22 protein-coding genes and 2 pseudogenes are annotated in these 22,778 nt (G+C 46.0%); 7 read left to right on the top strand and 17 right to left on the bottom strand.

The genetic code is table 11. The annotated features are described in order from the left end of the window. Nucleotides 1-76: 76 nt before the first annotated feature. The 6 genes from folE to ACYCSE_RS12870 form a co-directional block, all read right to left on the bottom strand. Nucleotides 77-670 (bottom strand): GTP cyclohydrolase I FolE, encoded by a 594-nt coding sequence (gene folE, locus ACYCSE_RS12895; protein ID WP_250267441.1) that lies wholly within the window; start codon nucleotides 668-670, stop codon nucleotides 77-79. Between the two features lie 54 nt (nucleotides 671-724). After that, nucleotides 725-979, bottom strand: coding sequence for a YneF family protein (locus ACYCSE_RS12890; protein WP_013308742.1), 255 nt, complete (start codon nucleotides 977-979; stop codon nucleotides 725-727). Nucleotides 980-1,084: 105 nt separating this feature from the next. Then, nucleotides 1,085-2,833, bottom strand: coding sequence for a tRNA epoxyqueuosine(34) reductase QueG (queG, locus tag ACYCSE_RS12885; protein ID WP_459702433.1), 1,749 nt, complete (start codon nucleotides 2,831-2,833; stop codon nucleotides 1,085-1,087). Nucleotides 2,834-2,928: 95 nt separating this feature from the next. Beyond that, nucleotides 2,929-3,366: a ribonuclease HI gene (rnhA, locus tag ACYCSE_RS12880; protein WP_023986996.1), complete on the bottom strand. Its 438-nt coding sequence runs from the start codon at nucleotides 3,364-3,366 to the stop codon at nucleotides 2,929-2,931. Between the two features lie 93 nt (nucleotides 3,367-3,459). Continuing rightward, nucleotides 3,460-4,044, bottom strand: a complete 585-nt coding sequence (lepB, locus tag ACYCSE_RS12875) for a signal peptidase I (protein WP_452566236.1) — start codon at nucleotides 4,042-4,044, stop codon at nucleotides 3,460-3,462. Between the two features lie 131 nt (nucleotides 4,045-4,175). Beyond that, the gene (locus ACYCSE_RS12870) at nucleotides 4,176-4,601 is read right to left on the bottom strand and encodes a GNAT family N-acetyltransferase (RefSeq protein WP_069291098.1); all 426 of its coding nucleotides are present in this window, start codon (nucleotides 4,599-4,601) and stop codon (nucleotides 4,176-4,178) included. Nucleotides 4,602-5,122: 521 nt separating this feature from the next. Here ACYCSE_RS12870 and ACYCSE_RS12865 point away from each other — a divergent pair. Then, complete coding sequence (locus tag ACYCSE_RS12865) at nucleotides 5,123-5,737, top strand: superoxide dismutase (protein ID WP_023986992.1); 615 nt, start codon at nucleotides 5,123-5,125, stop codon at nucleotides 5,735-5,737. Between the two features lie 134 nt (nucleotides 5,738-5,871). Further along, nucleotides 5,872-6,363, top strand: a complete 492-nt coding sequence (locus ACYCSE_RS12860; RefSeq protein ID WP_459702432.1) for a DinB family protein — start codon at nucleotides 5,872-5,874, stop codon at nucleotides 6,361-6,363. A 195-nt stretch (nucleotides 6,364-6,558) separates the two neighbouring features. On the opposite strand, the gene ACYCSE_RS12855 is transcribed toward ACYCSE_RS12860, so the two are convergent. Beyond that, nucleotides 6,559-7,992 (bottom strand): PTS transporter subunit EIIC, encoded by a 1,434-nt coding sequence (locus ACYCSE_RS12855; protein WP_459702431.1) that lies wholly within the window; start codon nucleotides 7,990-7,992, stop codon nucleotides 6,559-6,561. 24 nt (nucleotides 7,993-8,016) lie between these two features. Next, entirely contained in the window at nucleotides 8,017-10,209 is a 2,193-nt protein-coding gene (locus ACYCSE_RS12850) for an alpha-galactosidase (RefSeq protein WP_459702430.1), read from the bottom strand. Between the two features lie 174 nt (nucleotides 10,210-10,383). On the opposite strand from ACYCSE_RS12850, the gene ACYCSE_RS12845 reads away from it, so the two are divergent. Continuing rightward, complete coding sequence (locus ACYCSE_RS12845; protein ID WP_459702429.1) at nucleotides 10,384-11,205, top strand: AraC family transcriptional regulator; 822 nt, start codon at nucleotides 10,384-10,386, stop codon at nucleotides 11,203-11,205. Between the two features lie 170 nt (nucleotides 11,206-11,375). Here the strand turns inward: ACYCSE_RS12845 and ACYCSE_RS12840 are convergent. The 5 genes and pseudogenes from ACYCSE_RS12840 to ACYCSE_RS12820 all read right to left on the bottom strand — a co-directional run. Then, nucleotides 11,376-11,603: pseudogene (locus tag ACYCSE_RS12840) on the bottom strand (adenosylhomocysteinase); the annotation flags it as partial. A 16-nt stretch (nucleotides 11,604-11,619) separates the two neighbouring features. Further along, nucleotides 11,620-11,856 (bottom strand): hypothetical protein, encoded by a 237-nt coding sequence (locus ACYCSE_RS12835; protein ID WP_459702513.1) that lies wholly within the window; start codon nucleotides 11,854-11,856, stop codon nucleotides 11,620-11,622. An 80-nt stretch (nucleotides 11,857-11,936) separates the two neighbouring features. Beyond that, nucleotides 11,937-12,047, bottom strand: a pseudogene (locus ACYCSE_RS12830) (NAD(P)-binding protein); the annotation flags it as partial. A gap of 56 nt (nucleotides 12,048-12,103) precedes the next feature. After that, complete coding sequence (locus ACYCSE_RS12825) at nucleotides 12,104-12,991, bottom strand: NAD-dependent epimerase/dehydratase family protein (protein WP_165178988.1); 888 nt, start codon at nucleotides 12,989-12,991, stop codon at nucleotides 12,104-12,106. Nucleotides 12,992-13,886: 895 nt separating this feature from the next. Beyond that, nucleotides 13,887-14,774 (bottom strand): NAD(P)H-binding protein, encoded by an 888-nt coding sequence (locus ACYCSE_RS12820; RefSeq protein ID WP_459702428.1) that lies wholly within the window; start codon nucleotides 14,772-14,774, stop codon nucleotides 13,887-13,889. Nucleotides 14,775-15,003: 229 nt separating this feature from the next. Between ACYCSE_RS12820 and ACYCSE_RS12815 the strand changes: the two genes are divergently transcribed. Beyond that, nucleotides 15,004-15,645, top strand: a complete 642-nt coding sequence (locus ACYCSE_RS12815; protein ID WP_459702427.1) for a TetR/AcrR family transcriptional regulator — start codon at nucleotides 15,004-15,006, stop codon at nucleotides 15,643-15,645. A 297-nt stretch (nucleotides 15,646-15,942) separates the two neighbouring features. On the opposite strand, the gene ACYCSE_RS12810 is transcribed toward ACYCSE_RS12815, so the two are convergent. Further along, nucleotides 15,943-16,770: an SDR family NAD(P)-dependent oxidoreductase gene (locus ACYCSE_RS12810; protein ID WP_459702425.1), complete on the bottom strand. Its 828-nt coding sequence runs from the start codon at nucleotides 16,768-16,770 to the stop codon at nucleotides 15,943-15,945. 116 nt (nucleotides 16,771-16,886) lie between these two features. Between ACYCSE_RS12810 and ACYCSE_RS12805 the strand changes: the two genes are divergently transcribed. Further along, nucleotides 16,887-17,555, top strand: coding sequence for a TetR/AcrR family transcriptional regulator (locus tag ACYCSE_RS12805; protein WP_165178985.1), 669 nt, complete (start codon nucleotides 16,887-16,889; stop codon nucleotides 17,553-17,555). A gap of 651 nt (nucleotides 17,556-18,206) precedes the next feature. Here the strand turns inward: ACYCSE_RS12805 and ACYCSE_RS12800 are convergent. Then, complete coding sequence (locus ACYCSE_RS12800) at nucleotides 18,207-18,785, bottom strand: hydrolase (protein ID WP_459702424.1); 579 nt, start codon at nucleotides 18,783-18,785, stop codon at nucleotides 18,207-18,209. 125 nt (nucleotides 18,786-18,910) lie between these two features. Here ACYCSE_RS12800 and ACYCSE_RS12795 point away from each other — a divergent pair, with 125 nt between their 5' ends. Next, entirely contained in the window at nucleotides 18,911-19,804 is an 894-nt protein-coding gene (locus tag ACYCSE_RS12795; protein WP_029515796.1) for a TetR/AcrR family transcriptional regulator, read from the top strand. 250 nt (nucleotides 19,805-20,054) lie between these two features. On the opposite strand, the gene mutY is transcribed toward ACYCSE_RS12795, so the two are convergent. Continuing rightward, nucleotides 20,055-21,287: an A/G-specific adenine glycosylase gene (mutY, locus tag ACYCSE_RS12790; protein WP_235307221.1), complete on the bottom strand. Its 1,233-nt coding sequence runs from the start codon at nucleotides 21,285-21,287 to the stop codon at nucleotides 20,055-20,057. A 4-nt stretch (nucleotides 21,288-21,291) separates the two neighbouring features. Further along, entirely contained in the window at nucleotides 21,292-21,696 is a 405-nt protein-coding gene (acpS, locus tag ACYCSE_RS12785; RefSeq protein ID WP_069291092.1) for a holo-ACP synthase, read from the bottom strand. A gap of 184 nt (nucleotides 21,697-21,880) precedes the next feature. On the opposite strand from acpS, the gene ACYCSE_RS12780 reads away from it, so the two are divergent. After that, nucleotides 21,881-22,708: an alpha/beta hydrolase family protein gene (locus ACYCSE_RS12780; protein ID WP_459702423.1), complete on the top strand. Its 828-nt coding sequence runs from the start codon at nucleotides 21,881-21,883 to the stop codon at nucleotides 22,706-22,708. Nucleotides 22,709-22,778: the final 70 nt, after the last annotated feature.

Raw genomic sequence — 22,778 nt, 5'->3', positions numbered from 1 at the left:
AACAAAAAAAGGTGGCTACGCCTATGCGTAAACCACCCTTTTTTTGTTCATCACATAAACGTCTTGCGATGTTCGATCAATCCTTGAGCAGCGACAGAAATTCTGCGCGCTGCGCTGCATCATCACGAAACGTACCACGTACCGCAGACGTTACCGTTTTGCTACCAGGCTTTTTGACACCTCTTGCACACATGCACAGGTGCTCGCCTTCCACGACCACCATAACCCCGTGAGCGGAGACTGCTTCATTTAAAATATCAGCGATCTGTGATGTAATACGCTCCTGTACCTGCAATCGGCGGGTCACTGCCTCTACCAGACGTGCAAGCTTGCTCAGTCCTACAATTTTGCCGCTGGGTACATAGCCGATATGCACTTTTCCGAAGAAAGGAGCCATATGGTGCTCACACTGGCTGTAATAAACGATGTCCTTCACGATGACAAGCTCCTCGTGATTCTCGTCAAATGTCACACCCAGCGCATCCCGGGGATCAACCTCATAACCCGCAAATATTTCCTCATACATGCGCGCAACGCGTGCCGGTGTTTCCAACAACCCTTCACGCTTGGGGTCCTCACCGATCAGTTCTAAAATCTGCTCCACATGGTACTCGATTTTATCCCGGTTATCCGCAGCTTTGCGGTTAATATAATCTTTTACGCCAGCCACAGTAATCCTCCTCTATGCAGCAACCTCATGCGGCATCCGTGCTCACGTTGCTCATTATTTCCGACGGCCCTGATTTTTACGCGGACCAGGCTGATTTTTGGAGAACTGTTGGTTCTTCATCATCTGCTGGGCTTTTTGCATTTGTTTCCCATTCAGGTTGTAACCCATCTGTTTGGCCATTTTTTGCAGCGTTTCAGGGTCGTTTTGCATCTTTTCAAGCTGTTTACGAAGATAATAAGCACCGATGAAAAATCCCCCAACCAAACCAGCAATCAGGGTAATAATCGGAATGACAATATTCCACACCACGAAGTCGTCACCTCTGTATATTTATATGAAACATCTTGAATTGCACGAACCTATCATAGCAAAACATGGGACAGCTAGCAAATCACTTTTTGCAAACATATGTCCTTATTGTTTCTCCAAATCCAGCAGCTTCATCTTGACTGGCAAGCCTCCAGCATAACCGACCAAACTTCCGTTTTCACCCGATACCCGATGACATGGAAACAGGATGGGTAACGGATTTTTATTATTTGCTTCCCCAACAGCACGTACCGCCTTGGCTCGGCCGATCGATTCCGCAATATCTTTGTAGGACACACTTTGCCCGTACGGAATATTTTGCAGTGCACGCCATACCTGTTCTTGAAAAGGAGTCCCTCTCAAATCATAGGCTATACTAAATTCCCGTCGTTCTCCCGCAAAATATTCACGCAGTTGATCTGCGGCTTCGCGCAGTTTGTCAGGTTCCTGCACATAGACATATTCCCCAATCCATGTCCGGGCCCATTGCTGAAGCAGTGCTTCCCTCGCATGAAAAACGCCATAGTCTATTCGGCACAGCCCCCGATCTGTAGCGCACAGCGTCAACGTGCCCACAGGTGTCTCCATCTCATCATAATAAATGGTGGTTGGACTCTGCGAATCCCCGGCCGTTACTTCTGATTTTGATAATTCAGACGCCTTTTGCTGTTCTGTCTGCTCTTGTTCCTCTAGTTTGGAATGCGCTTGCGCGATCATTTCGCGTACTTGCTCATGTTGTTCCTTCTCTGATGCTTGCTTGATCGCTGTCATAGCGTTTTCCCCTCCTATTCGACTCAAAGCCCACGCCGCCGTGCCTCGCAGCTCGGGACGCGGATCATCCAATAAAACCTCCGTTAATTTGGGCACCGCACTGATATCCTTGAAATTGCCCAGTCCAATGACCGCATTGCGTTGAATGGGCTTCTTCCCCCGCCAAGCCGCCGCACTTTGACCAAATCGGTCTTTGAATTCACGATTGCTCAAATCCAGTAACGGCAGCAGCAACGGCTTCACAATTTCAGGATCGGGTGTAAGCTCGGGATGGTGATCCCAGTTGAGACCCCGATTTTTGGGGCATACCATTTGGCAGGTATCACATCCGTACAGCCGATTCCCTATCTTCCGCATAAACTCCTCATCCAGAAAGCCCTTCGTTTGCGTCAAAAAGGACACACACCGCTGGGCATTCAGCTGCCCAGGACCCACAAGCGCGCCCGTAGGACAGGCATCCAAACATTTGGTACACTCGCCGCAACCATCCGTTACCGGTTCATCTGGCTGGAAAGGAATGTTCGTCAACAGCTCACCTAGATAAATCCATGATCCCAGCGTCGGTGAAATCATCATCGTATTTTTGCCGCTAAAACCAATCCCTGCGCGCTCCGCAACAGCTCGATCCGACAGTTCTCCGGTATCCACCATGTTTTTCAATATGGCATCAGGCACCCGCTCACTTATAAAAGCCTCAAGCTTTTCCATCGCTTCGCGTAGTACCAGATGATAATCTTTCCCCCAGGCTGAACGCGCCAAAATACCACGGTACTTCCCCTTGTCCGACTTCGGCGGGTCCTTCATTTTAGAAGGGTACGCCACCGCAATAGCAATCAGAGATGCAGGCTGTGAGCCATACAGCTCCGGGTAGATCCGCTTATCAATATCTGGCTCCTCAAAGCCGGATTCATAGCCTTTCGCACGATGCTCTTCCAATATAGCTTTCAGAGACAGAAAGGGGTCGGCGGATGCGAACCCGATGGAGTCGATACCCAGCCCTGGAGCTGCCTCAATAATTTCCTGCTTGAGCGCAGCCCAAGTCGAAGCGGTTCCGGCAGCCGCCTGAGTCAATCCGCGTTGCATCCGATACTCACCTCTCTTCCACTTTTTATCATTACAGATATGAGGATTTGCAAAATTCCCATATCTCAAATTTCAACAGAAAATAGCAGCAGATGCTACCGTAAATTTTTAACAGCACTGGTCGCCAGAAAATCACAGCGATTATTCAGTTCGTTGTCACTGTGCCCTTTAACCTTCACATATTCAACCTCATGCTTACCCATCAGTTCCCACAGTTCTTCCCATAGTTCCTTGTTCTCCACTGGCTGATTTTTACTGTTGCGCCAGCCATTACGAAGCCAATTCTTAATCCAGCCCTGTTTAAAGCAATTGACGACATAGGCAGAGTCACTGTGTACTTTCACATGGCAAGGCTCCTTGAGCAGCTTTAGCGCTTCAATCACGGACTTGATCTCCATACGGTTGTTTGTCGTCATTTTCTCGGCACCTGACAGCTCCTTACGATGCTCCCCATACAGCAAAACGATCCCCCAGCCCCCAGGGCCCGGATTTCCCGAACAAGCACCGTCGGTATATACCATCACTTCTTTCATCATCCTCTTCCTTTCCTCATCGGTAACCGCCTGATCCGTCATGGTCCTGATCGGTTTGGACGTGTTCCGCATTGATTTCAGACTATAGTTGCTCTATAGCCATTTCCACTCAGATATCGGCCAAAATATAAATTCTGCACGTCCCAGTAAATCTTGAGATTTAATGCTGCCAAAATAGCGGCTATCCTTGCTTGCTGCAATATGGCGATTATCCCCCATGACAAAAAAGTGCTCCGGCTCCACCGTAAAAGGACCATAATCACCATCCTCCACGTCAGAGTTGGTGTAAGGTTCATTTAGTAGTTCACCGTTCACATACAATTGATTATGTTCAACTCGGATGACATCTCCGGGAATACCTATGACTCTCTTCACTAAAAATCTTGGGCTCGACAGCTTGGAATCGGGATCTTTTAAAATCACAATGTCCCCCCTGCCCGGATCATGAAAATTATAAATCAGCTTGTTAACGAACAAATGCTGGCTTTCCATTAGCGTCGGCTGCATCGAATGTCCTCTGACCGTGGACAAGTTAAATACGAACAGGTTTAGAAGCAGCAAGACGACCATGGCGATCAGCAGAGTGACTAACCAATCGCGTATGTAACCAGAGCGGCCTGCTTGTTTGGACGTTTCCGGCGAGGGAAGCGGGCCTGACGAAGGAGCCAAAGCGTCCATAATTAAACCTCCTCAACCCTGTTATAAATAGAAAAGCATATCCCGTACCCGATTGCAACGGTTACTCAGATATGCTCTAAATGTAAATATTATACTTAATGTTATTCAATTCTCTTTATTTCGATTCCCGATTAATGAGGCGCCAAAATACTCAGCTTCTGAAAAGCCTGTAAAATCTGGCTTGCTCCATAGCCCATCGCTTCGTACAAAGGCATGGCCGCACTGTTATGCTTGTCCCCTGCTACCCAAATACGGCTAACCTTACGTTGCTGAAAACGCTGCTCCATGGACTCCACAAGCGATTTGCCGATTCCCATCCGACGACGATCCGGGTGAATAGCGATACGATAGTAACAACCATCATTCTGATCCATCGTGCCGATCAAAGCACCAACGATCTCTCCCTCTTCTTCTGCAACGATGATCAAACCGGAATCCCACGAAAGCTGACGGGCAAACGCACTCACCGTCTCTTTGTAGCACTCCTCTGACAAGGCAATTTGCATGAGTTCCGTTACTGAGTTCACATCACTTAATTGAAAGGAACGAACGTGCATAAGTAATATCTCCCTTTTCGTAAGCATAATAAAAAAATTGAGACAGCACCGTCATTTTTACATAAATCCTTAAATTTCTTATCATGGTGTTAATCACAAGGCATTATGATAAAAATGCATACGATCTGCTATATATGAAATGAAGAACAGGAAAAGGGTGTATGCCCTCAAGTTCGTCATGTCATAGACATGACAGATTATAGCAGACGACAAAAAAGCCGAAATTTCTGCTTCCTTGACCATTAAACCATACTTTTTGACGGAATACATCCCTTTTTCTCATGTAAGCGCTGCATATAAAGCGTTTACATTTTAAAGTTCACAATTTACCTCTTATTACCTATGTATTGTGTATTCCAATCGGGTTTTTGGACATGCTAGCTACCAGGCCGTATTGCCCAGTTTGCTATTTTACAAACAAAAATGTTGATAAAATAGGCTGAATGCGGTTTAATATAACTATCGAGGGTATTATTACATAGGAACACTTACCCAACCATATAACCAGGAGGGATTTTACTATGGCATTTCAATTACCAGAACTTCCTTACGCAAAAGACGCACTGGAACCGCACATTGATGCACTGACAGTAGAAATTCACCATGATCGTCACCATAACACATATGTAACGAACTTAAACGCAGCGCTGGAGAGCGCTCCTGAACTGCAAAGCAAAAGCCTTGAGGATCTGATCTCCAATCTGGACAGCGTTCCTGAAAGCATCCGCACTGCGGTTCGCAACAACGGTGGTGGACACCACAACCACAGCCTGTTCTGGGAAGTTATCGGTCCTAACGGCGGCGGACAACCGACTGGTGCTATTGCTGAAGCAATCAGCAACGAGCTGGGCGGCTACGACAAATTTAAAGAAGACTTCACTAAAGCAGCTACAACACGTTTTGGTAGCGGTTGGGCTTGGTTGGTTGTCGGCAAAGACGGCAAACTGGCGATCACTAGCACTCCAAATCAGGATAGCCCGCTGTCTGAAGGTCTGACTCCGGTACTTGGACTGGACGTTTGGGAGCATGCTTACTACCTGAAATATCAAAACAAACGCCCAGACTACATTGCAGCATTCTACAATGTAATCAACTGGGATGAAGTAAACAAACGTTACGCGGCTGCAAAGAAATAAGCCAGTAACAACATCTCTATCCTATAATAAAGGGCTGTCTCAAAAGTAGATTTTCTACGAATGAGACAGCCCTTTTGGCATTCCATGGTAAACTGGTGGAGATGATTCTCAAATACAGCTCTGGAGGTTGATGAATGCAGACTTTTTTTCGTTACAACTGGATGATTCGGGAACAATGGTACCGCTGGTGTGAAGAGGTGTCGCAGGAGGAATTACTGAAACAACGCGTCGGGGGAGTCGGCGGCATTCTAAAGACACTCTTTCATATCGTTGATGTAGAGTGGAGCTGGATTCAAACGATTCAGGGCAAACCCGACTTTCAAGAGGACTTCTCTCTCTATGATACGCTCGACAAAGTCCGTGAGCTGGATTCAAAGTTTCGACTCGATGTCGAGCCGTTCGTGCTCGCCTGGCATGATGGTCTGGAACGGAAAAGGTTCGAAGATCACCTCCCGGACGGCAGGATTGTAATTGATGCGTGGGGCGAGGTGATGCGGCATGTCATTGCCCACCAGATTCATCATATCGGGCAACTGTCCGTATGGTCTCGGGAGCTAGGCAAGCCTCCGGTCTCGGCCAATGTAATCGGCAAAGGGCTGATTGAAAGCGATAGTGGAATCGATTAGCTTTAACGAACATACAAGTATATTCATGTGACTCAGAGCCGTCCCCTGTCATTTTTAACGACTGAGGACGGCACTTTTACTTTTTCATCTATACTCTCTTGTCTATTCCACGAATGTTCTATTATTTTTAACCGTTTTCATAAAAACTTGATGGTACCTTACTAATTTTGTCCAACCTGCTCATATTCTCTTGGTTCAGACTGTTGACCTCTTACTCTTGAAAGCACCGTAAGCCAATGTAAATAATGCTCCACATAACAGGGCAATAAGATGAGCGATCAGATAATTCATATGACCATGGTTCTCTGACGCTGCAATTGCAAAGCCGGGAAGAGCCGTGGTTCCGAATCCTATGGCTGTCAGCTTGCTTAAATATACATATGCTCCCGCAATCATTCCTCCGAGGCATCCAGCAACCAAGGGGAACTTATACTTTAAAGTGACCCCAAAGATCGCTGGTTCCGAGATTCCAAAAAGTACAGACCCGAATGCAGAGTAACCCATTTCTTTAACCTTGGTGTCTTTGCGATTCAAAAGAATATACCCCAAAACGGCGCCCCCTTGAGCCATCAAAGCTACTGATGCCAACGGGTTGATAAAATTTCTGCCTGTATCGGTTAACAGCTGCGCTTCTACCGCACCCATAACATGATGTAAGCCTGTAATAACAATGATCTGCTGAATGCCTGCAAAAAACATAAAACCGAATATCCCAAGGTTTTGCGTCATCCAAAGCAGCGAAACGGTGACCAGACTAGCCAACTCTCGCCCAAGAGGGCCGATAATGGTAAACAATAGCAAGGAAGAAACAAAGACCGTCAGCAACGGAGCCAAAAATAGTTTAATCATGTCTGGAATCTTTTTGTTAAAAAACTGATCCAACTTGGCTACCACATATCCCATCATTAGAGCAATAATAATACCACCCTGAAATCCAACCAACTGTACGGGAAGGCCGAAAAGACTGATCGATTCCGGATTTTGACTTCCTTTAGCTACCTCAAAGGCATCCGCCAGTGCTGGATGAAGCATAATCGCACCCAGCACAAGCCCCAGAATCGGACGACCGCCGTATCTCTTGGTTGCAGAATAAACAACAAGCAGCGGCAGGATGGTGAAAATACCCGTAGAAACGATTTGAACGAAACGATTGATCCCTTGAAAAATTGGATACATCTCCACAATCGATTTAGGACCGAATAACCCCTTCTGACCTAATAGCCCGGTTATCCCCATTAACAATGCGGCGGCAAGAATTCCCGGCATGATCTCAATGAAGACATCTGACAGCGATTTAATGGCTTTTTGAAAAGGATTTTGCCTTTGTGCGGACTTCGTTTTGACATCACTTAATGACATATCTTCCGTTCCGGTCAGTTTGGAAAATACGGCATAGATATTATTGACCAACCCTGCTCCAAAAATGATCTGTAGTTGATCCCCCGCTATGAAAACGCCTTTAACCAGATCAATATCTTCAATCTTTTTTAATTCCGCTTTTTCATTGTCCTCAAGTACAATTCTTAATCTGGTGGCACAATGGGCCACACCGATAATGTTGCCTTCACCACCGATATATTTTAAAATTTCTTGAGAAATTTGCTTATACTGCTTTTCTTTTGCTTCCATCTAGTAAAACCCCCTCTAGCTGAATCAGATGTCTTCTTTAACAAATCTCCAGAACATGCCTAAAAAGTCCTGCTTTACCCTGGCAAGCGTTATGCCGACATGCATTAATTCATCACCGCCGAACAGCTCACCGGTTTCTACATTTCTATAAATGTAGTCTGGATTCAAACCTTTGAATTTTAACGTTTTAATCGCGGCTGCGGGTTGGGATAAAACCTTGAAATAGCTGGCCGCCATTTCCGTTTGATCTTCCGACACAAAGTTCCATGCGGCTTCATTTTCATCAAACGGATTAATTATTCTATAAAACTTCCCAAATTGAATGAGCGATCTAATTTCTTTATATAGAGCTATCTGTTTTTTTACTATTTCTTTTTCCTCAACGGTTAATGTCGTCAGATCCAGCTCATATCCAAAATTCCCGGCCATGGCGACATAACCTCTTGTCTCCAAGGGAGTTATTCTGCCCACTTGATGGTTGGGTACCGTGGAGACGTGTGCCCCCATAGTAATCGGAGGATAGACAAGACTTGTTCCCCATTGAATTTTCAGTCGGCAAATGGCATCTGTATTGTCACTCGTCCAGGTCTGAGGCATGTAATAGAGCATGCCGGCATCAAAACGGCCTCCTCCACTAGAACAGCTCTCGAATAAGACATGGGGAAATCTTGATGTAAGCTCTTCCATAACACTATAGAGTCCCAGTATATAACGATGCGCAGTCTCCCTCTGTCTCTCAGGTGGCAAGGCTGCCGAACCCACATCCGTCATGTGACGATTCATGTCCCATTTTACATAAGTAATTGGAACGTCCGATAAAATATCGGAAACCGACTTAATAATGTACTCACACACTTCCTTCCTCGATAAATCCAACATCAGTTGATTTCTTCCCAACGTATACGGACGATCAGGGACATGGATACACCAATCGGGATGCTTTCTGTATAAATCGCTGTCTATGGATACCATTTCAGGTTCAAACCACAAACCAAACTCCATACCCAGATTTCGTATGCGGTGTGCAAGATCCAGCAATCCATCTGGAAGTTTGCGACGATCCACCACCCAATCGCCTAATGAAGTATTGTCATCATCCCGTTTTCCAAACCACCCATCATCCAATACAAACAGTTCCACTCCTACACTTTGAGCTTCCTTCGCCAACTGCTCAATCTTGTCGGCATCAAAGTTAAAGTAAGTGGCTTCCCAGTTATTAATCAGGATCGGCCGCTCTTTGTCACGATAAGGCCCACGACATAATCTGTTCCTGTATAATTCATGATAAATTCTCGACATGCCGCCCAAGCCGTTTTCGGTGTATACCATGACCACTTCAGGCGTTTGGAACGATTCCTCAGGTTCAAGCAGCCATGTAAAATCAAAAGGATTAATCCCCATCGTGACTCTTGTGTTCCGATAGGAATCTACCTGAGCCTGGGCCGTAAAGTTCCCGCTGTACACCAGATTAAAGGCGTACACTTCACCCTGTTCTTCATCTGTTCCTTCTCTTACAAGTGCCATAAAGGGTGCCTGTTGAGGGCTGCTGGCTCCACGGCAGCTATCTACCATTTGAATTCCAGGTAAAATTTTTCGCCTTGCTATATTTTTTTCATTATTATGCGCACCGTACAAGGTAATTAGTTCATATTCATCATCACGAAAATCCACACTAGCACTTAACGCTTTAAGCAGTTTTAGCTGCTGCCGACCTTCATTATCGAAACGGACTGAACGGGTAATGACATCCCGCTTTTGATAAAGGCTATAGGATAGTACAACCTTTACATTAATTAATGGGTCTTCAAGGACGATTTCCAGAGTTTCTACTTCGCCAGCATCTTCTGCATAAGTAGAAGGAAGCCCTTTCAATTTGGGTTTGCCTTGGTAAACCCGATGTTCTTTATAGCGAAAATCTGTCACTGTAGAACCATTCTCCAATTGAAGCTGATACGCAGGAATCCTGAAATCACTATTTCCAAATGACGGATATTCTTGCGGGATAGTATCCAGTGAAAAGGCTCGATCCGAGCCATCGGGATTGGGTGAAAATCCTCTATCCATAAAGATGATTTTATTGCTTCCCCGATAGTTCTGAATTTTCTTCCCCCAATACAGATGGGCTAAATAACCATCTCGTATAACCTGCATGACATAACTCGTATTGCTGCCTTGTAAATGGAATAAAAGCTTCTCTTTATCGATGTATATAGCCATAGTAACCCCCTTGTAGCGCCAATAGTAATATTTTCAAAAAATATAAATTATGTTGTTTCCTTGTTTCTTACACCCTAATAATAATTGAATAGTTTTAATAATTATATGGAATAATGTAGACTCTATATGAAACGGTGTGATAATATGCAGAGATGAATTAAGGGGTGAAACCAAATGAGTTCGCATTTTTCCAATCATTCCTATAACAACCTGGATCTCAATTTATACACATGTGGCAAAGAAAGCTGTACCAGCAAGCACTCTTATGGTCCAGCCATTCGAAGCGGGTATATGGTGCATTATATTTTAAAAGGAAAAGGGATCTTTAAAGTCAACGATAAAATCTATCATTTGGAGAAAAACGATGCTTTCTTTATTGAGCCGAAGGTTTTAATTTACTACGAAGCGGATGAAATCGACCCATGGGAATATGCCTGGATTGGTTTTAATGGGGTGCAAGCAAAAGAATATCTAAGCCGGACCTGTATCAATAGGGACAATCCCATTTTCCGGTTTGAAGCAGAGGGCAGCCTTGCCCGCTGTATGGAGAGTATCGTCGTTTCTTCTATACTGAAATCCAACAAAGACCTACTGCTTGCATCCAAGCTGTACGAATTTCTGTATCTGATGTTTGAACATTACCCTAATCAGGAAGTCAACCCTGAGGTAAGACAGCAGCGGTATATTAAAGAAGCGCTTCTCTTCATTCAACAAAACTATTCACACTTCATTACCGTAAGCGACATTGCCAAGTACATTTCAATTGACCGTTCGTATTTGCATCGTTTATTTAAACAGCAACTAAATAAGTCACCACAGGAATTTTTATTACATTTGAGGATTGAAAAATCGTGCTCCCTATTAAGAAATACTTCCCTTAAAATCGGGGATATTGCTCGGTCTGTAGGGTATAAGGATGTACTCCTATTCTCCAAAATGTTCAAAACGGTCAACAAGGTGACTCCATCCGAATACCGAAAAAACCCCCAAAAATAACACACTTCGTTCGCAACTAAATTAGGCATATTCATTCCAAAAACAGAAAAATAGCGGCAGCATGGATCAACCTCATGTCCATACTGCCGCTATTGTCAAAAGAAAATAAAGTTCTAGACTGAAAAATAAAGTATTAGACTGACATCCAAAAAAACACATAAACAAGAATGATATTTCAGCGACATAGCCTGAAGTACAAAAGTCATTTTCATAATTTCCGTCGGATGTCGTCGCCTGCTGCTAACGAGGCGGCCTTCCGCCAACATGTATAATTTGCGGCCGTCCACCAATTAATACTCTTTGATGTTGCGGCGCATGGTTCTTTTCGAAGCCGATATCGCTTCTAACTCCAATTTGTTTACTTCCATAACGAAATAACCCGCGTTAGAAAGAAACGTATTCATTTTGAAACTCTCAAATCGATCCAGCCGCATTCCACTCTTCGTCCAATAAATCCAATTGAATAGCAGCAGCTGCTGTTGCACCACTCGATGCGGCTGATATCAATTGGAATGGACTGCCTGATGCATCGCCTGCCAAATATACTCCGGGGACATTCGTCCTTCCCATTGCATCCGTATCCACCTTCATAACGGGGCCATTATCAGACATCCCACACCCCATTATTTCTGGAATATTTGTACTTTGCACCAGGGTTGGAGCAAAGAAAATCCCTTCACATTCAATAGATCGGTCATTGTTAAACGTAATTCGACTCACATATCATTGATGTTTCTTCGCATCTCCTTATCGATTACCAGTACCCGTCTGCGTGAACGAGCCAGCACCAAGGCGGCGTTCAGTCCAGCAGGGCCACCGCCAACAATCGCAACACCATATATTTCGGCCTCAGTCTCCGGTCATCTTCCTTCTACCTCCCTGATCAACATCGCAATCTTCAAAAGCTATTGGCAAGCCAAGTTTGCACGGATTCGGCTTCAGGCTTCCAGCCAAGCAAGTTTCGAGCATGCACAGAGCGAATTCGGCAATTCGTCGCAAGTGTATATTGAGCAAGAAGGCCAAATTCAGCAACCGCTTCTTCCAGAGACCAGCTCATCGTGCGTCCCTCATATCCAAGCGCCTCACTCACGTAACGGCTTAGATCACGGAACGATTCCTCGCCATTTTCTGCGAAAAAGTAAGAGGAGGATGGCGCTTTGTCTAGCGCAAGAAGATACAATTGGGCCAAGTCACGGATATGGACGTTCGACCATCTGTTCAGACCTTTGCTAATATAGACTCCGGCCTTCATTTCTTTCGATTTCTGTACAATCATTGGAAGCTGAATGCTGTCTCTTGGAAGTCCGAGAGACGTTCCATATACCATGGAAGGTACGATGACAATGCCTCGCACTCCTTGATCAACCCCTGCTTTACGCACCAGCTCATTGACTCGAATCGATTCCAAGTCCCTTGTTACAGGTGTTTCTTCGTTATAGATTTGCTCGCTCTGGAATTCGCCCTTGGCATCATCCCCAACGTTGCCTGAACCGGATGTGTGAATCAACGGCTTTCCTGTACCGCGCAAAGCGCTAATAAACGTCTCAATAGCCTTGCGGTGAGCAACGTCAGCTGTATGAATCACTCCATCGCTCCGTTTTGCGTAATCAGCCAGTATTTCCGTATCTCCAAGTGTGCCCACGACAGGCTCCACTCCAAGCTCTTTCAGCTCGTTTATTTGGCTGGTGCTCCGGGTCAGACCATAGATAGAATGCCCTGCATCGAGCAATACTTTAGCCACAGAACTTCCAATATATCCGGTAACGCCTGTCATAAATATTTTCATCGTTCGTCATCTCCCTAATCTAAGTTCTTAAAAGTAAAGTGATACGATCTGTCATTGCCTCCTATACTTAAATTAATAATAAGATATTATAGACCCACTATGTCTATAATGTAGCGAAAAAAAGGTGCGCGATTCAGCTTGCATTCATACAAAGAACCAGCTCCTTTGATCGCATGGACACGAAGTGCATAGTCGAGTTAAGAATAATTCATTTGCGCTCCAATTATCGACTCATCGAGTCCATAATCGACTGACTTAGCTCATTTTAGGGCTACGGATTACATATGTCAAGTACCTGGCTCGCCTAAAAAAACAATTATTCAAAGCTGTTCGCAATTTCTTTGTTAGCTTTATGTCGTTCTCGTGCCAAATGTTTTTAACAACGAGCATCCGGTTTTTCGTTCCGCAATTATCTCAGCTCGGCCGATGAAGCTATCAACATTAGGATATCTTCTGCATATTATTTCAATAAATTGGCTTTTACCACGCCATATTTAATGCCAAAGAGAGCCTATCCCTTTATTAATTGGAAATGATTTAACTCCAAATCAAAGTGATGGGCTTATTTTCTTTCTCCTAAGCACTACACTACATTAGACTGACGCTATTTCATTAAGCTAACGAGCAGATTAGTTTAAAGTCAATCGATATGAACCTTATCACAGGTAAGGTTATTTTTTTGTGCGCATTCATCAATAAAGAACAAAGCTCGCTATCACTTCAGCGAGCTCTGTTCTTTATAGTCAAAACCAAGTCAGAGTAAAACCCTGTTCGAGGTCTGAGATTAGAGCAGGATGAACAGGCTGCCATCTCAAGATTCTCCAGGTCAAGTCATCGAAAGAAATAGCGCACTTAGGCGCGTTCTCATCCGCAGGTTAAACAGTATTCTCGCTGTTTAAACAGATTTAATATACACATCTGCAAAAACTTTTGCAAAGTCTTCGACCTTGACTTTACCGAGGTGGTAGTCGGTTGCACGGAGGCTGGCGTAGAACTCGTCGGCGTTCTCGCAGGCGCGGTTCATTTGGGCAAAGCCGTTGGCAGTGTTTTCGTGGAAGCCGATTTTTTTCATATTCTCAGCAAGAGCTTCAACGGGAATCTGTTGGTATTTGGCTTCGATACCTTTCTCAGCAAGGGCGTTGAGCCAGTCGTTACCTGTGGCCCAGTCACTAACTATGAACTTCGCACTTTTACCCGCTGGGGTGTGAGAAATCATGGCGTAAGCGACATCCGCGATATCAACGGGGCTGACCCAGCCTTGTGGGATGTCAACTGAAATTGGGCTGAAGATGGTCTGCTGGGTTTTGAGGCTTTGCATGTCGGCAAAAAGATTGCTGTAAAAGCCGACAGGGCGGATGTGGACAACGTTCACGTCTTCAAGCGAGTTTAGCGCTTCTTCTGCAAAATGATAGCTGTAGAGAATGCCGGCGTTTGGGTTGTCGGCGCCGACTGAGCTGAGGTTGACGACGTTTTTTACGCCTGATTTTAGCACAGCGGCCTTATAATTTTCAGCAAGACCAATAGCGGTCTGCCACATGTCGGTGCCAGAGGCATAATTGATACCTGAAATCATGAGGTAGACGACGTCGCTACCTGCAAAAGCCTGCGCGAGGAATTCGACGTCGAGGTTTGAGCCGACCGCTGGTTTGGCACCGAGCGCTTTGATGTCGGCGATACGATCTTTGGAGCTTGTGATGACGGTGACATCGTGGCCGTCTGCGATTAGGGATGGCAGGTAGTTGCGGTTGATATTGCCGAGTGAGCCGAGAACTGTGATTTTCATTGTGTTTTCTCCTTTTAATAATGTGATTTCGAGAAATGGATATCGCTTTTGAGACCGTTATCCCTTCCTCGATTGGCTATTCATTACAAGAGAGATTATACAACGACAAATTAACTAAGTAAACTAAATTAACGAAATTAGTTAATTTAATATATTTATTAAATATGGTTTATTGATACCTCTATTTTGATATAATATGATTTGATGAGCATTAGAGGAGGCTTTAATCGTGAGAAAACCCGTGAGCGCAGATCAATATCTCAATAAAATCAAACCTGTAATTAGAAGAACCAGATTCAGCCAACTGAAAATTGACGATATCGCAAAACATATGGATATTAGTAAAGTGACGCTTTACAAGCACTTTTCATCCAAACATGAAATCATCGAACAGGTTGTAGAGTATGGAATTCAGTATTTGCAGCAGGCTGACACCGTTGTATATGATGATTCCGTTTCATATATTGATCGATTTCAAAAAACGTTTCTGGAATCGTTAATAGGTGTTATTTATTTATCCGATTTGTTCCTGCAAGACCTCAAGGAGTTTTATCCACGACTTTTTGAAAATATTTCCGTTGCTCAACAAAATAGAATTAAAAATTTACAATCTTTTTTTCAATCCGGTATGGATAAGAAGATTTTTAACAGAATGCACGTTGCGCTGTCCTTAGTTCAAGATGATGCTACGCTTCGGCGCATTATGGAACCGACCTTTAGTATTCAATGGTATGATCTCACCTTGAAACAAGCCGTTATGGAATTTTATAAGATGAAACAGTATCAAGTGATTAGTCCTGAGTATCTGGATACTGTTGACGATTCCGTTATCGAAAAAGAAATCATTCGTATTTTACAAACCATTTCGTGAACGCATTCGCTTCTCCCGACTTGCTCTTAGTGATGCTGTCGTCCGTTATCTGAGTAATCGTTGTAAAGTTTGTAGCTTATTACGCTAAGAAGGCCATCCTTGTAGATGACCATTAAACTTGCCGGTTAGAGACAGCGCAGTGAACCGTATCACAAGTAGGGCAAAATTTATGGTTATAACAAGGAACCTCTTCGAAAAAGTCGGAGAGGTTCCTTGCTAAAATAGAAAGCCGGTTGGTTATCTGATATATATTCTGCTAAGTGATGTTGACGTCCGCTCCAGTCCAATTGCAACGGCTTATTGCATAGGGTCGCCTTGCGCTGCATTCGAGACAGTCTCCCAGGCTTCCCAGGTAGCTAGACGGTCAGCATAGATGCCGCGTGCCATAGGCAAGACTTCCGAGCCGAGCGCAAATCGTAGTGGGGGTTCCGCTGCGTCCACGATCTTGAGAACGGCTTCTGCAGTCGCTTGAGGGTTGCCGCGTTTTTCGTTTGATAGACGCGTGAACACCTGCTTCCGTACATCGGCATAGACGTCCATTTCCGGTACTCGCTTACCTGAAGCGCCAAACTCGGTCGCATAGGCACCGGGTTCGAGCAGCGTCACCTTAATACCAAAGTCCTTGACCTCTTGCACCAGGCTTTCGTGGAGTCCTTCGACCGCCCATTTGGAGGAGCAATAGAAGCCGATGAGCGGCCTTGCCTCGATCCCAAGGGAGCTTGAAACGCTGAGCAAATGCCCGCTGCCCTGCTTCCTCAGCAATGGCAAGGCGGCTTGGATGACTCGAAGATAACCAAAGTAGTTCGCGTCAAACAGAGCGCGAACATCGGCTTCGCTTGCCTCCTCGACCATTCCGACCAAGGTGTAACCGGCATTATTGAGGACAACGTCCAGCTTGCCGAAATGGGAATGAGCCTGCTGAACGACCTGGCGAACCTGCTCAGCATCCGTTACGTCGAGCGCCATGGGAAGAACGAGATCTCCGAAACGTTCCTTCAAATCGGAAACGTCTTCCAATTTGCGGGCGGTAGCCGCAACCTCATCTCCACGCGCGAGCGCGGCCTCTGTCCATATGCGTCCTAAACCGCGAGAGGCTCCCGTGATGAACCAGACTTTTTTGTCCATGGTATACTCCTCCTTTAAATTCCCTGTCTGTGTGGGATACTTAAATTAAAGCACCCAAATACGGAACTGTCAAGTTCCGGAACTATAAAGTATCGAAAGAAAGGGGGTTAAATTTTATGAATAAGATTAAAAATGAAGAGTCAGTCGGATCCAAATTAGCTGACAAAGTAGCGGAAAAACCAGCGAAAACATTAGGCCGTAAACGAGATCACACGCGGGATGCTAAAATCCTGGAAGCGACAATCGACATCCTCGCCGAAGCCGGTTTTGATGGAATGACAATGGACATGGTCGCAGCTAGAGCGAAGGCCGGGAAGGCGACAATGTATCGCCGCTGGTCCTCCAAGGCAGAGTTAGTCCGAGATGCCTTGACCTGGATGAATCGAAATCATCTTGAGCTTGACCTCTTGCCCGATACGGGAACCTTGCGCAATGATCTGCTCGCGCTATTGAAGCCGCAATCGATCGAAGAAGGTGAACGCAAACTTCGAGTACTCGCAGGCCTGGGCTCCTTTTTTTCGCAGAATCCGGAATCGGTTAACGGAGGGATTTTCGAACCGTGGGCTGTAGTGAATCGTGAGCTCATGCACCGGGCCGTCGGCCGCGGTGAAATCTCCACCCACGCGGACATTGAGATGGCTTGCCAGGTTATTACTTCAATGGCTTCTTATCGCGGACTCGTACAGCGCAAAACATTCGACAAGCATTTCTACACTTCGCTAATCGACGTTGTCCTACTCCCTGCCCTCAAAAATCCGTTAACGTCTCCAAATGAAATGGAATAAGGAAGGCGACCTTTTGCTTGTGGAAAGAAAATCCTCCCACGAATTGGTCATGATGGAAGGGTCATCCCAAAAGGATGGCCTTAAAACTTGCCGTTACAGACAGCACGGTGAACCGTATCACAGTAAGTCATTATGCTAACGGAAAACGATAGCTCATAAAAGACAAGAAGGCAGCCGATCATAGTGATCGGCTGCCTTTGTTTAACTAACGGGCAGGATAGTTTAAAGCTTTCGATAAATCGTATGGCCTTACGAAAGACAATAAAAGCGCAGCTCATGATTGGAAAAGACCGTTTAAAAGAGCACCACCAATTCCACTGGCAATTATGCAAATTTATTAGCATTAGCGCTGCGCCACTAGGCGTACTCGTCCCATTGGGCACTGCGGAACTATGCTGGTTGCTATACAAGAAGCGCGTGCCAATTGCGACGAGCCGTTCGCTCTATATCATTCAGCGGTTACTTTGTATATTGGGTGCAGCAGGTCGTATCCCATGCCTTCAGCCCATATGTGCACCCTGAGAACACATAATCGTCCTTTAAGTATGGCCAGACGAGATTCCCAGCAAACGCAAAGCGAGTTTCAAGCTGTGGCGTTCTTCGTGTATTCGGTCAAATAATACACGGGGAATGGGAAAGTCATTTTTTCAACTATAAACAGTTGCCTGAAAGGGCAGAGAGGATTTCCTGTGTTGTCCGGGTACGCCCGATGCGTGGAAAAATGAAATTTTTTACGTAATCATGCCCGGTTTCGGAAAATCCAGTCATCGCATCAATCGCCAAAATCAGCTGATACCCATGCATAAACGCTTCCCGCGCAGTCGTATCAACGCCCAACTCAGTAGCGATGCCGCATAAGACGATGGTATCAATTCCCCGGCGGCGCAACTGAAGGTCGAGCTCCGTTCCGTAAAAAGCCCCCCATTGCTTCTTCGTGATGATATGGTCTGTCTCGATGACCCGCATTTCCGGGACGATTTGATCCCATCCTTCAGGCAGATTCAGGGGTGGTGCAGGCGAATCCAACTTAGGACGCGGGATATCCTTCAAATCTTTACTAGACACCCGGACCAGTGCAACCATTGAGCCTTGCTCACGGAAAGTATCTGCCAAGGCTGCGGCGTTAGACACTACCTGCTCAGCAGAATAAGGGGCGTATTGATTTCCTATCCACTTTTGCAAGTCAATAACAACCAACGCTGTTTTTTGTGGATCCCATAATCGTTCCATTCTGTATGTTCTCCTCATCTCTTCGATTTGACCGTATGTTTAATTATGTGAACATATAGTCATTTGACTTCATGTTTCGTATTTTGTACTATCATTCATGAATAGTCAAGGGGGAGATTTTTCTTATGAGTGTGACAAGGGAAGAGGTTTTAAAATCGGCGATGAAGCTTTTTAAGGAACATGGGTTTCTTTCGACGACGATACAGGATATTGCCGAGGATTGCGGTATTGCCAAAGGATCAGTCTATAAATATTTCCCTTCCAAGGAAGACCTCTTCAGCGAGGTGTTTGATCAATGCCATAACGCCTATTTTGATCAAGTCGATGAACTGAAACGCTTTCCCGAACTCTCGCCAGAAGAGCAGTTTCTGCAGCAGATCATTCTGCGATTCCGTTATTTTATGGAATACAAGCATATTCTGGTCGAATTCACGGAGCTCCCCATCCAACAGGATCCCAAGTTCCAGCCGCTTAGACACAAGGTTAGAGGGCGGCTCATCCGATGGCATAAAGAGTGCTTGATACAGGTTTATGGCGAAGAAATTTATCCGTTCCTGTGGGATTTGGTTTCCATCTATCGTGCGATTCTGAAGGAGTACTTATTTTGGATCGTTTATGAAGAAAAGTCTCTATCGCTTGAGGAAACGGCAAGGTTCATTTTGGATAAGCTCAATGTGCTCGTTAAGCATATGATGGCCTCTAACCTGAAGCCTCTGCTGAAACAGGCTTCGTTCGAGAGGTATTTAAGCTGGGGGCTCGAGGACCGCCAAGGGGAGAGAGAGCAGTTCCTTACCGAGCTGTTCCGGGAGATGGATTCGGCCCTTAATGTTCTTCCATCCGGCGCAAAACATCGTTCGGAGTTGAAAGAGGTTTACCATTTTATCCAGAACGAAACTCGTAAAGCGGAACCGAACTTCCCGTTGCTGCAAGCTTCGCTCTACTTTTTGGAGAGAGAGAAAGAGCTTAAAAGTCAGGTCATCCAGTTAAGGAATATTATTTATTCAGGTAGGGGTAGGTAGCTTGTTATGTGAAATCAAATCTAACCCCATCGGGGACAAGAGTGAAGACTCTAGGGGTGGAGAGAACAATACGCGAAAAAGGTACGTCTAATGTTGTTACGGTTAGCGATCATTCCGCTAACGGGAAACGTTAGTTCAAGGGAAACAGCGACAGTCTAGGACTTTATTTTCTCGTCCTTGGTTGTCGCTGTTTCCATTTTCTAGGCTCAGTCTAATACTTTATTTTTTGCTGACAGCTATTCAACTAACATCAGTTCTCTTTTTGCTTCGCATAATACTCGGTGATCAGATCGAGGAACACCTTGGGAAACGCCAAGGTGGCCATATCCGCTTCGCTGATCCAGCGGTACCCCGCTGGCAGCGCATTATGCGCGTGCTCCGCCTGCTCAGCCAGCGCAATCAACGCACCCGGCTTTGCTTCGGTGCTGTAGCTGGCCCGCTGTTCGGCAGCCAGCGGATGTCCTCCCGCCTCCCCGGCAGGGACGGCGACCTCTTCACACTGGAACACACGCAGGTTCCAGTGAATGTGGCTGAACGTGTGCTCGGCCTCACGTACAAACCGCACCGGGCGCGCAAGCACGCCCTCTGCCAGCAAATGAGCCGCCAAATGGTCCATGGCGGGCTCATCCGGCACCGGGCCGTTGTAGCCCTCCGGCCCGGCAAGCTCATGCGGCAGCTCCCACATGCGGGCCAACAGGCCCTTGGCCGGGCGCTGCCGTACGAGCAGGCGGCCTGCGTTCGCTCCGCTGCCCTCGATGAGGGCTACGGAACGCGGCTCCAGCCGCGGCGGCTTCGCCTTGGTCTTGACCGGCAGCGTCTCCTCGCGACCTGCCAACCTGCCCGAGCAATGCTCCATGACCGGGCAGGTCAGACAATGAGGCGACTTCGGCGTGCAGACCAGCGCCCCCAGCTCCATCAGAGCCTGATTAAAATCAGAGGCCCTTCCTTCGGGAATCAGCTCCCGTACCAGACTTTCCATATGCGCCCGCGTGCTGCCCTTCATAATATCCTCTTCAATGAGAAAATAACGCGACAGCACACGCATTACATTTCCGTCCACAGCAGGCTCTGGTCGATTGAAAGCAATACTCATAATCGCCCCCGTCGTATACGGGCCTACTCCTTTCAGTGCAGCGACAGCCTGTGTATCATCCGGCACCTGCCCGCCGTGAAGCTCAACTACTTGTTTTGCCGCAGTTTGCAAATTCCGGGCCCGCGAATAATAACCCAGCCCTTCCCACAGCTTAAGCACATCCTCCTCGGGTGCTTCCGCCAACGCTTCAATTGTAGGAAAACGTGCAATAAAGCGATTAAAATACGGAATGACCGTATCGACACGCGTCTGCTGAAGCATAATTTCCGAGATCCAGATATAAAAAGGATTCCGATGGCGGCGCCACGGCAAATCACGTTTGTTACGTGTATACCAATTCAACAGTTCAAAGCTGAAATAACGCTTTTGTTCCAATGTATTTGTAGTCATCACATCACATCTCCTTATATTCGACAATCACAAAAGCAGAGGCAATGTTAGGCTGATGTGTAATACTCAAGTGAATGCTGTAATTCGAGTCACCTGTAGACGGCAATCTCAGTCTATCCCATGCGGATGAAGACAAATAAACGGCTGGCTTCCCCCCAGGTTCCGGTAAAATATCCATATCGCCGAACCCGATGATTTGCCCAATTCCGCAACCGAAGGCTTTCGTTATCGCTTCCTTGGCGGCAAAGCGCCCTGCTACGAACTCCGTTAGTCTACCCTTGCGTTCCACAGCAAGCTCACGTTCTGCCGGGGTCAGCACCCGATTCAAAAACGCATCTGCATATTTACCTGCTAAAATATGAGCCATACGGCTTATTTCCAGCACATCATGTCCAATTCCGTAGATCATTTGGGTATTCCCCGTCCTTTTTACTTTACTGGATCTATTGTAACAGTGCGTCCACACCCTGGCGAGTCATAAAGGCGTAAAAACGACACCAAAATATGTTAAAATGAGAAAGGCTATAGGTGAATGTTTTGAAATTCAGCTCATATGCCCATTTAAAAAAATTCCCGTAGAAAGGAAGGATAGGATGTCAGAAACCATTATTGTTGAAGCAGGTACCGAAGCAGGAACAGATGCGGTGATCCGGGCTTCCTGGTTTCCTGCTAAAAATACAGCCAAAAGCCTGCTCATCATCGCTCACGGCTACAAAGGATTTAAGGATTGGGGCATGTTCCCCTATATAGCAGAAGCATTGAGTAAGGATAACCATGTTGTGACCTTCAACTTTTCACATAATGGCATTGGTGAGGATTTAGAGAATTTTACCGAGCTGGAAAAGTTCGCACGCAACACCTATAGCCGCGAACAAGAGGATTTGGAACTATTGCTGTCCAATCTGAGAGCACGTCATGAGTTCAGAGAATTGCCGTTGTTTCTGTTAGGACATAGCCGAGGCGCGGGAAGCTGCTTTGTATATGCTCTAGATCATCCCGGCGAGATTGCTGGCGTCATTTCATGGAATGGCGTGACAGATCTTGATTTGTTTACTTTACCGCAAAAAGAAGAAATGCGCGCCAAGGGGCGCAGCTATGTGGAGAACGCTAGAACAGGACAACAGCTTCCGCTGGATGCTGTCATTCTGGAAGACCTGGAACAAAATCGCCAGCGTTTTGCCATTGTAGACAGACTTGCCAACAGCCAGCTCCCAGCTGTATTGATCCAGGGAACCGAAGATTCCAAACGTCTACGGGAAGGCTCTGCCCTGCTCACATCCGTTCGTCCCGACATCGAATGGGTACAAATTCAAGGCGGCAATCATACCTTTAATACCGTTCATCCATTCCAGGGAGGTAGCCTTCCACTGGATCAAGCGATTACTGAAACCCGCCGCTTCATTGAGTGGATCACCAATTAAATTATTGCCCCTTCAATACAAACGGCGATCCGCCGGGCGGATCGCCGCATTTATTTACTTCAGGATTTTA

It is taken from the genome of Paenibacillus sp. SEL1 (genome assembly GCF_054602535.1).
This window is presented reverse-complemented; position numbering and strand designations above follow the sequence as displayed.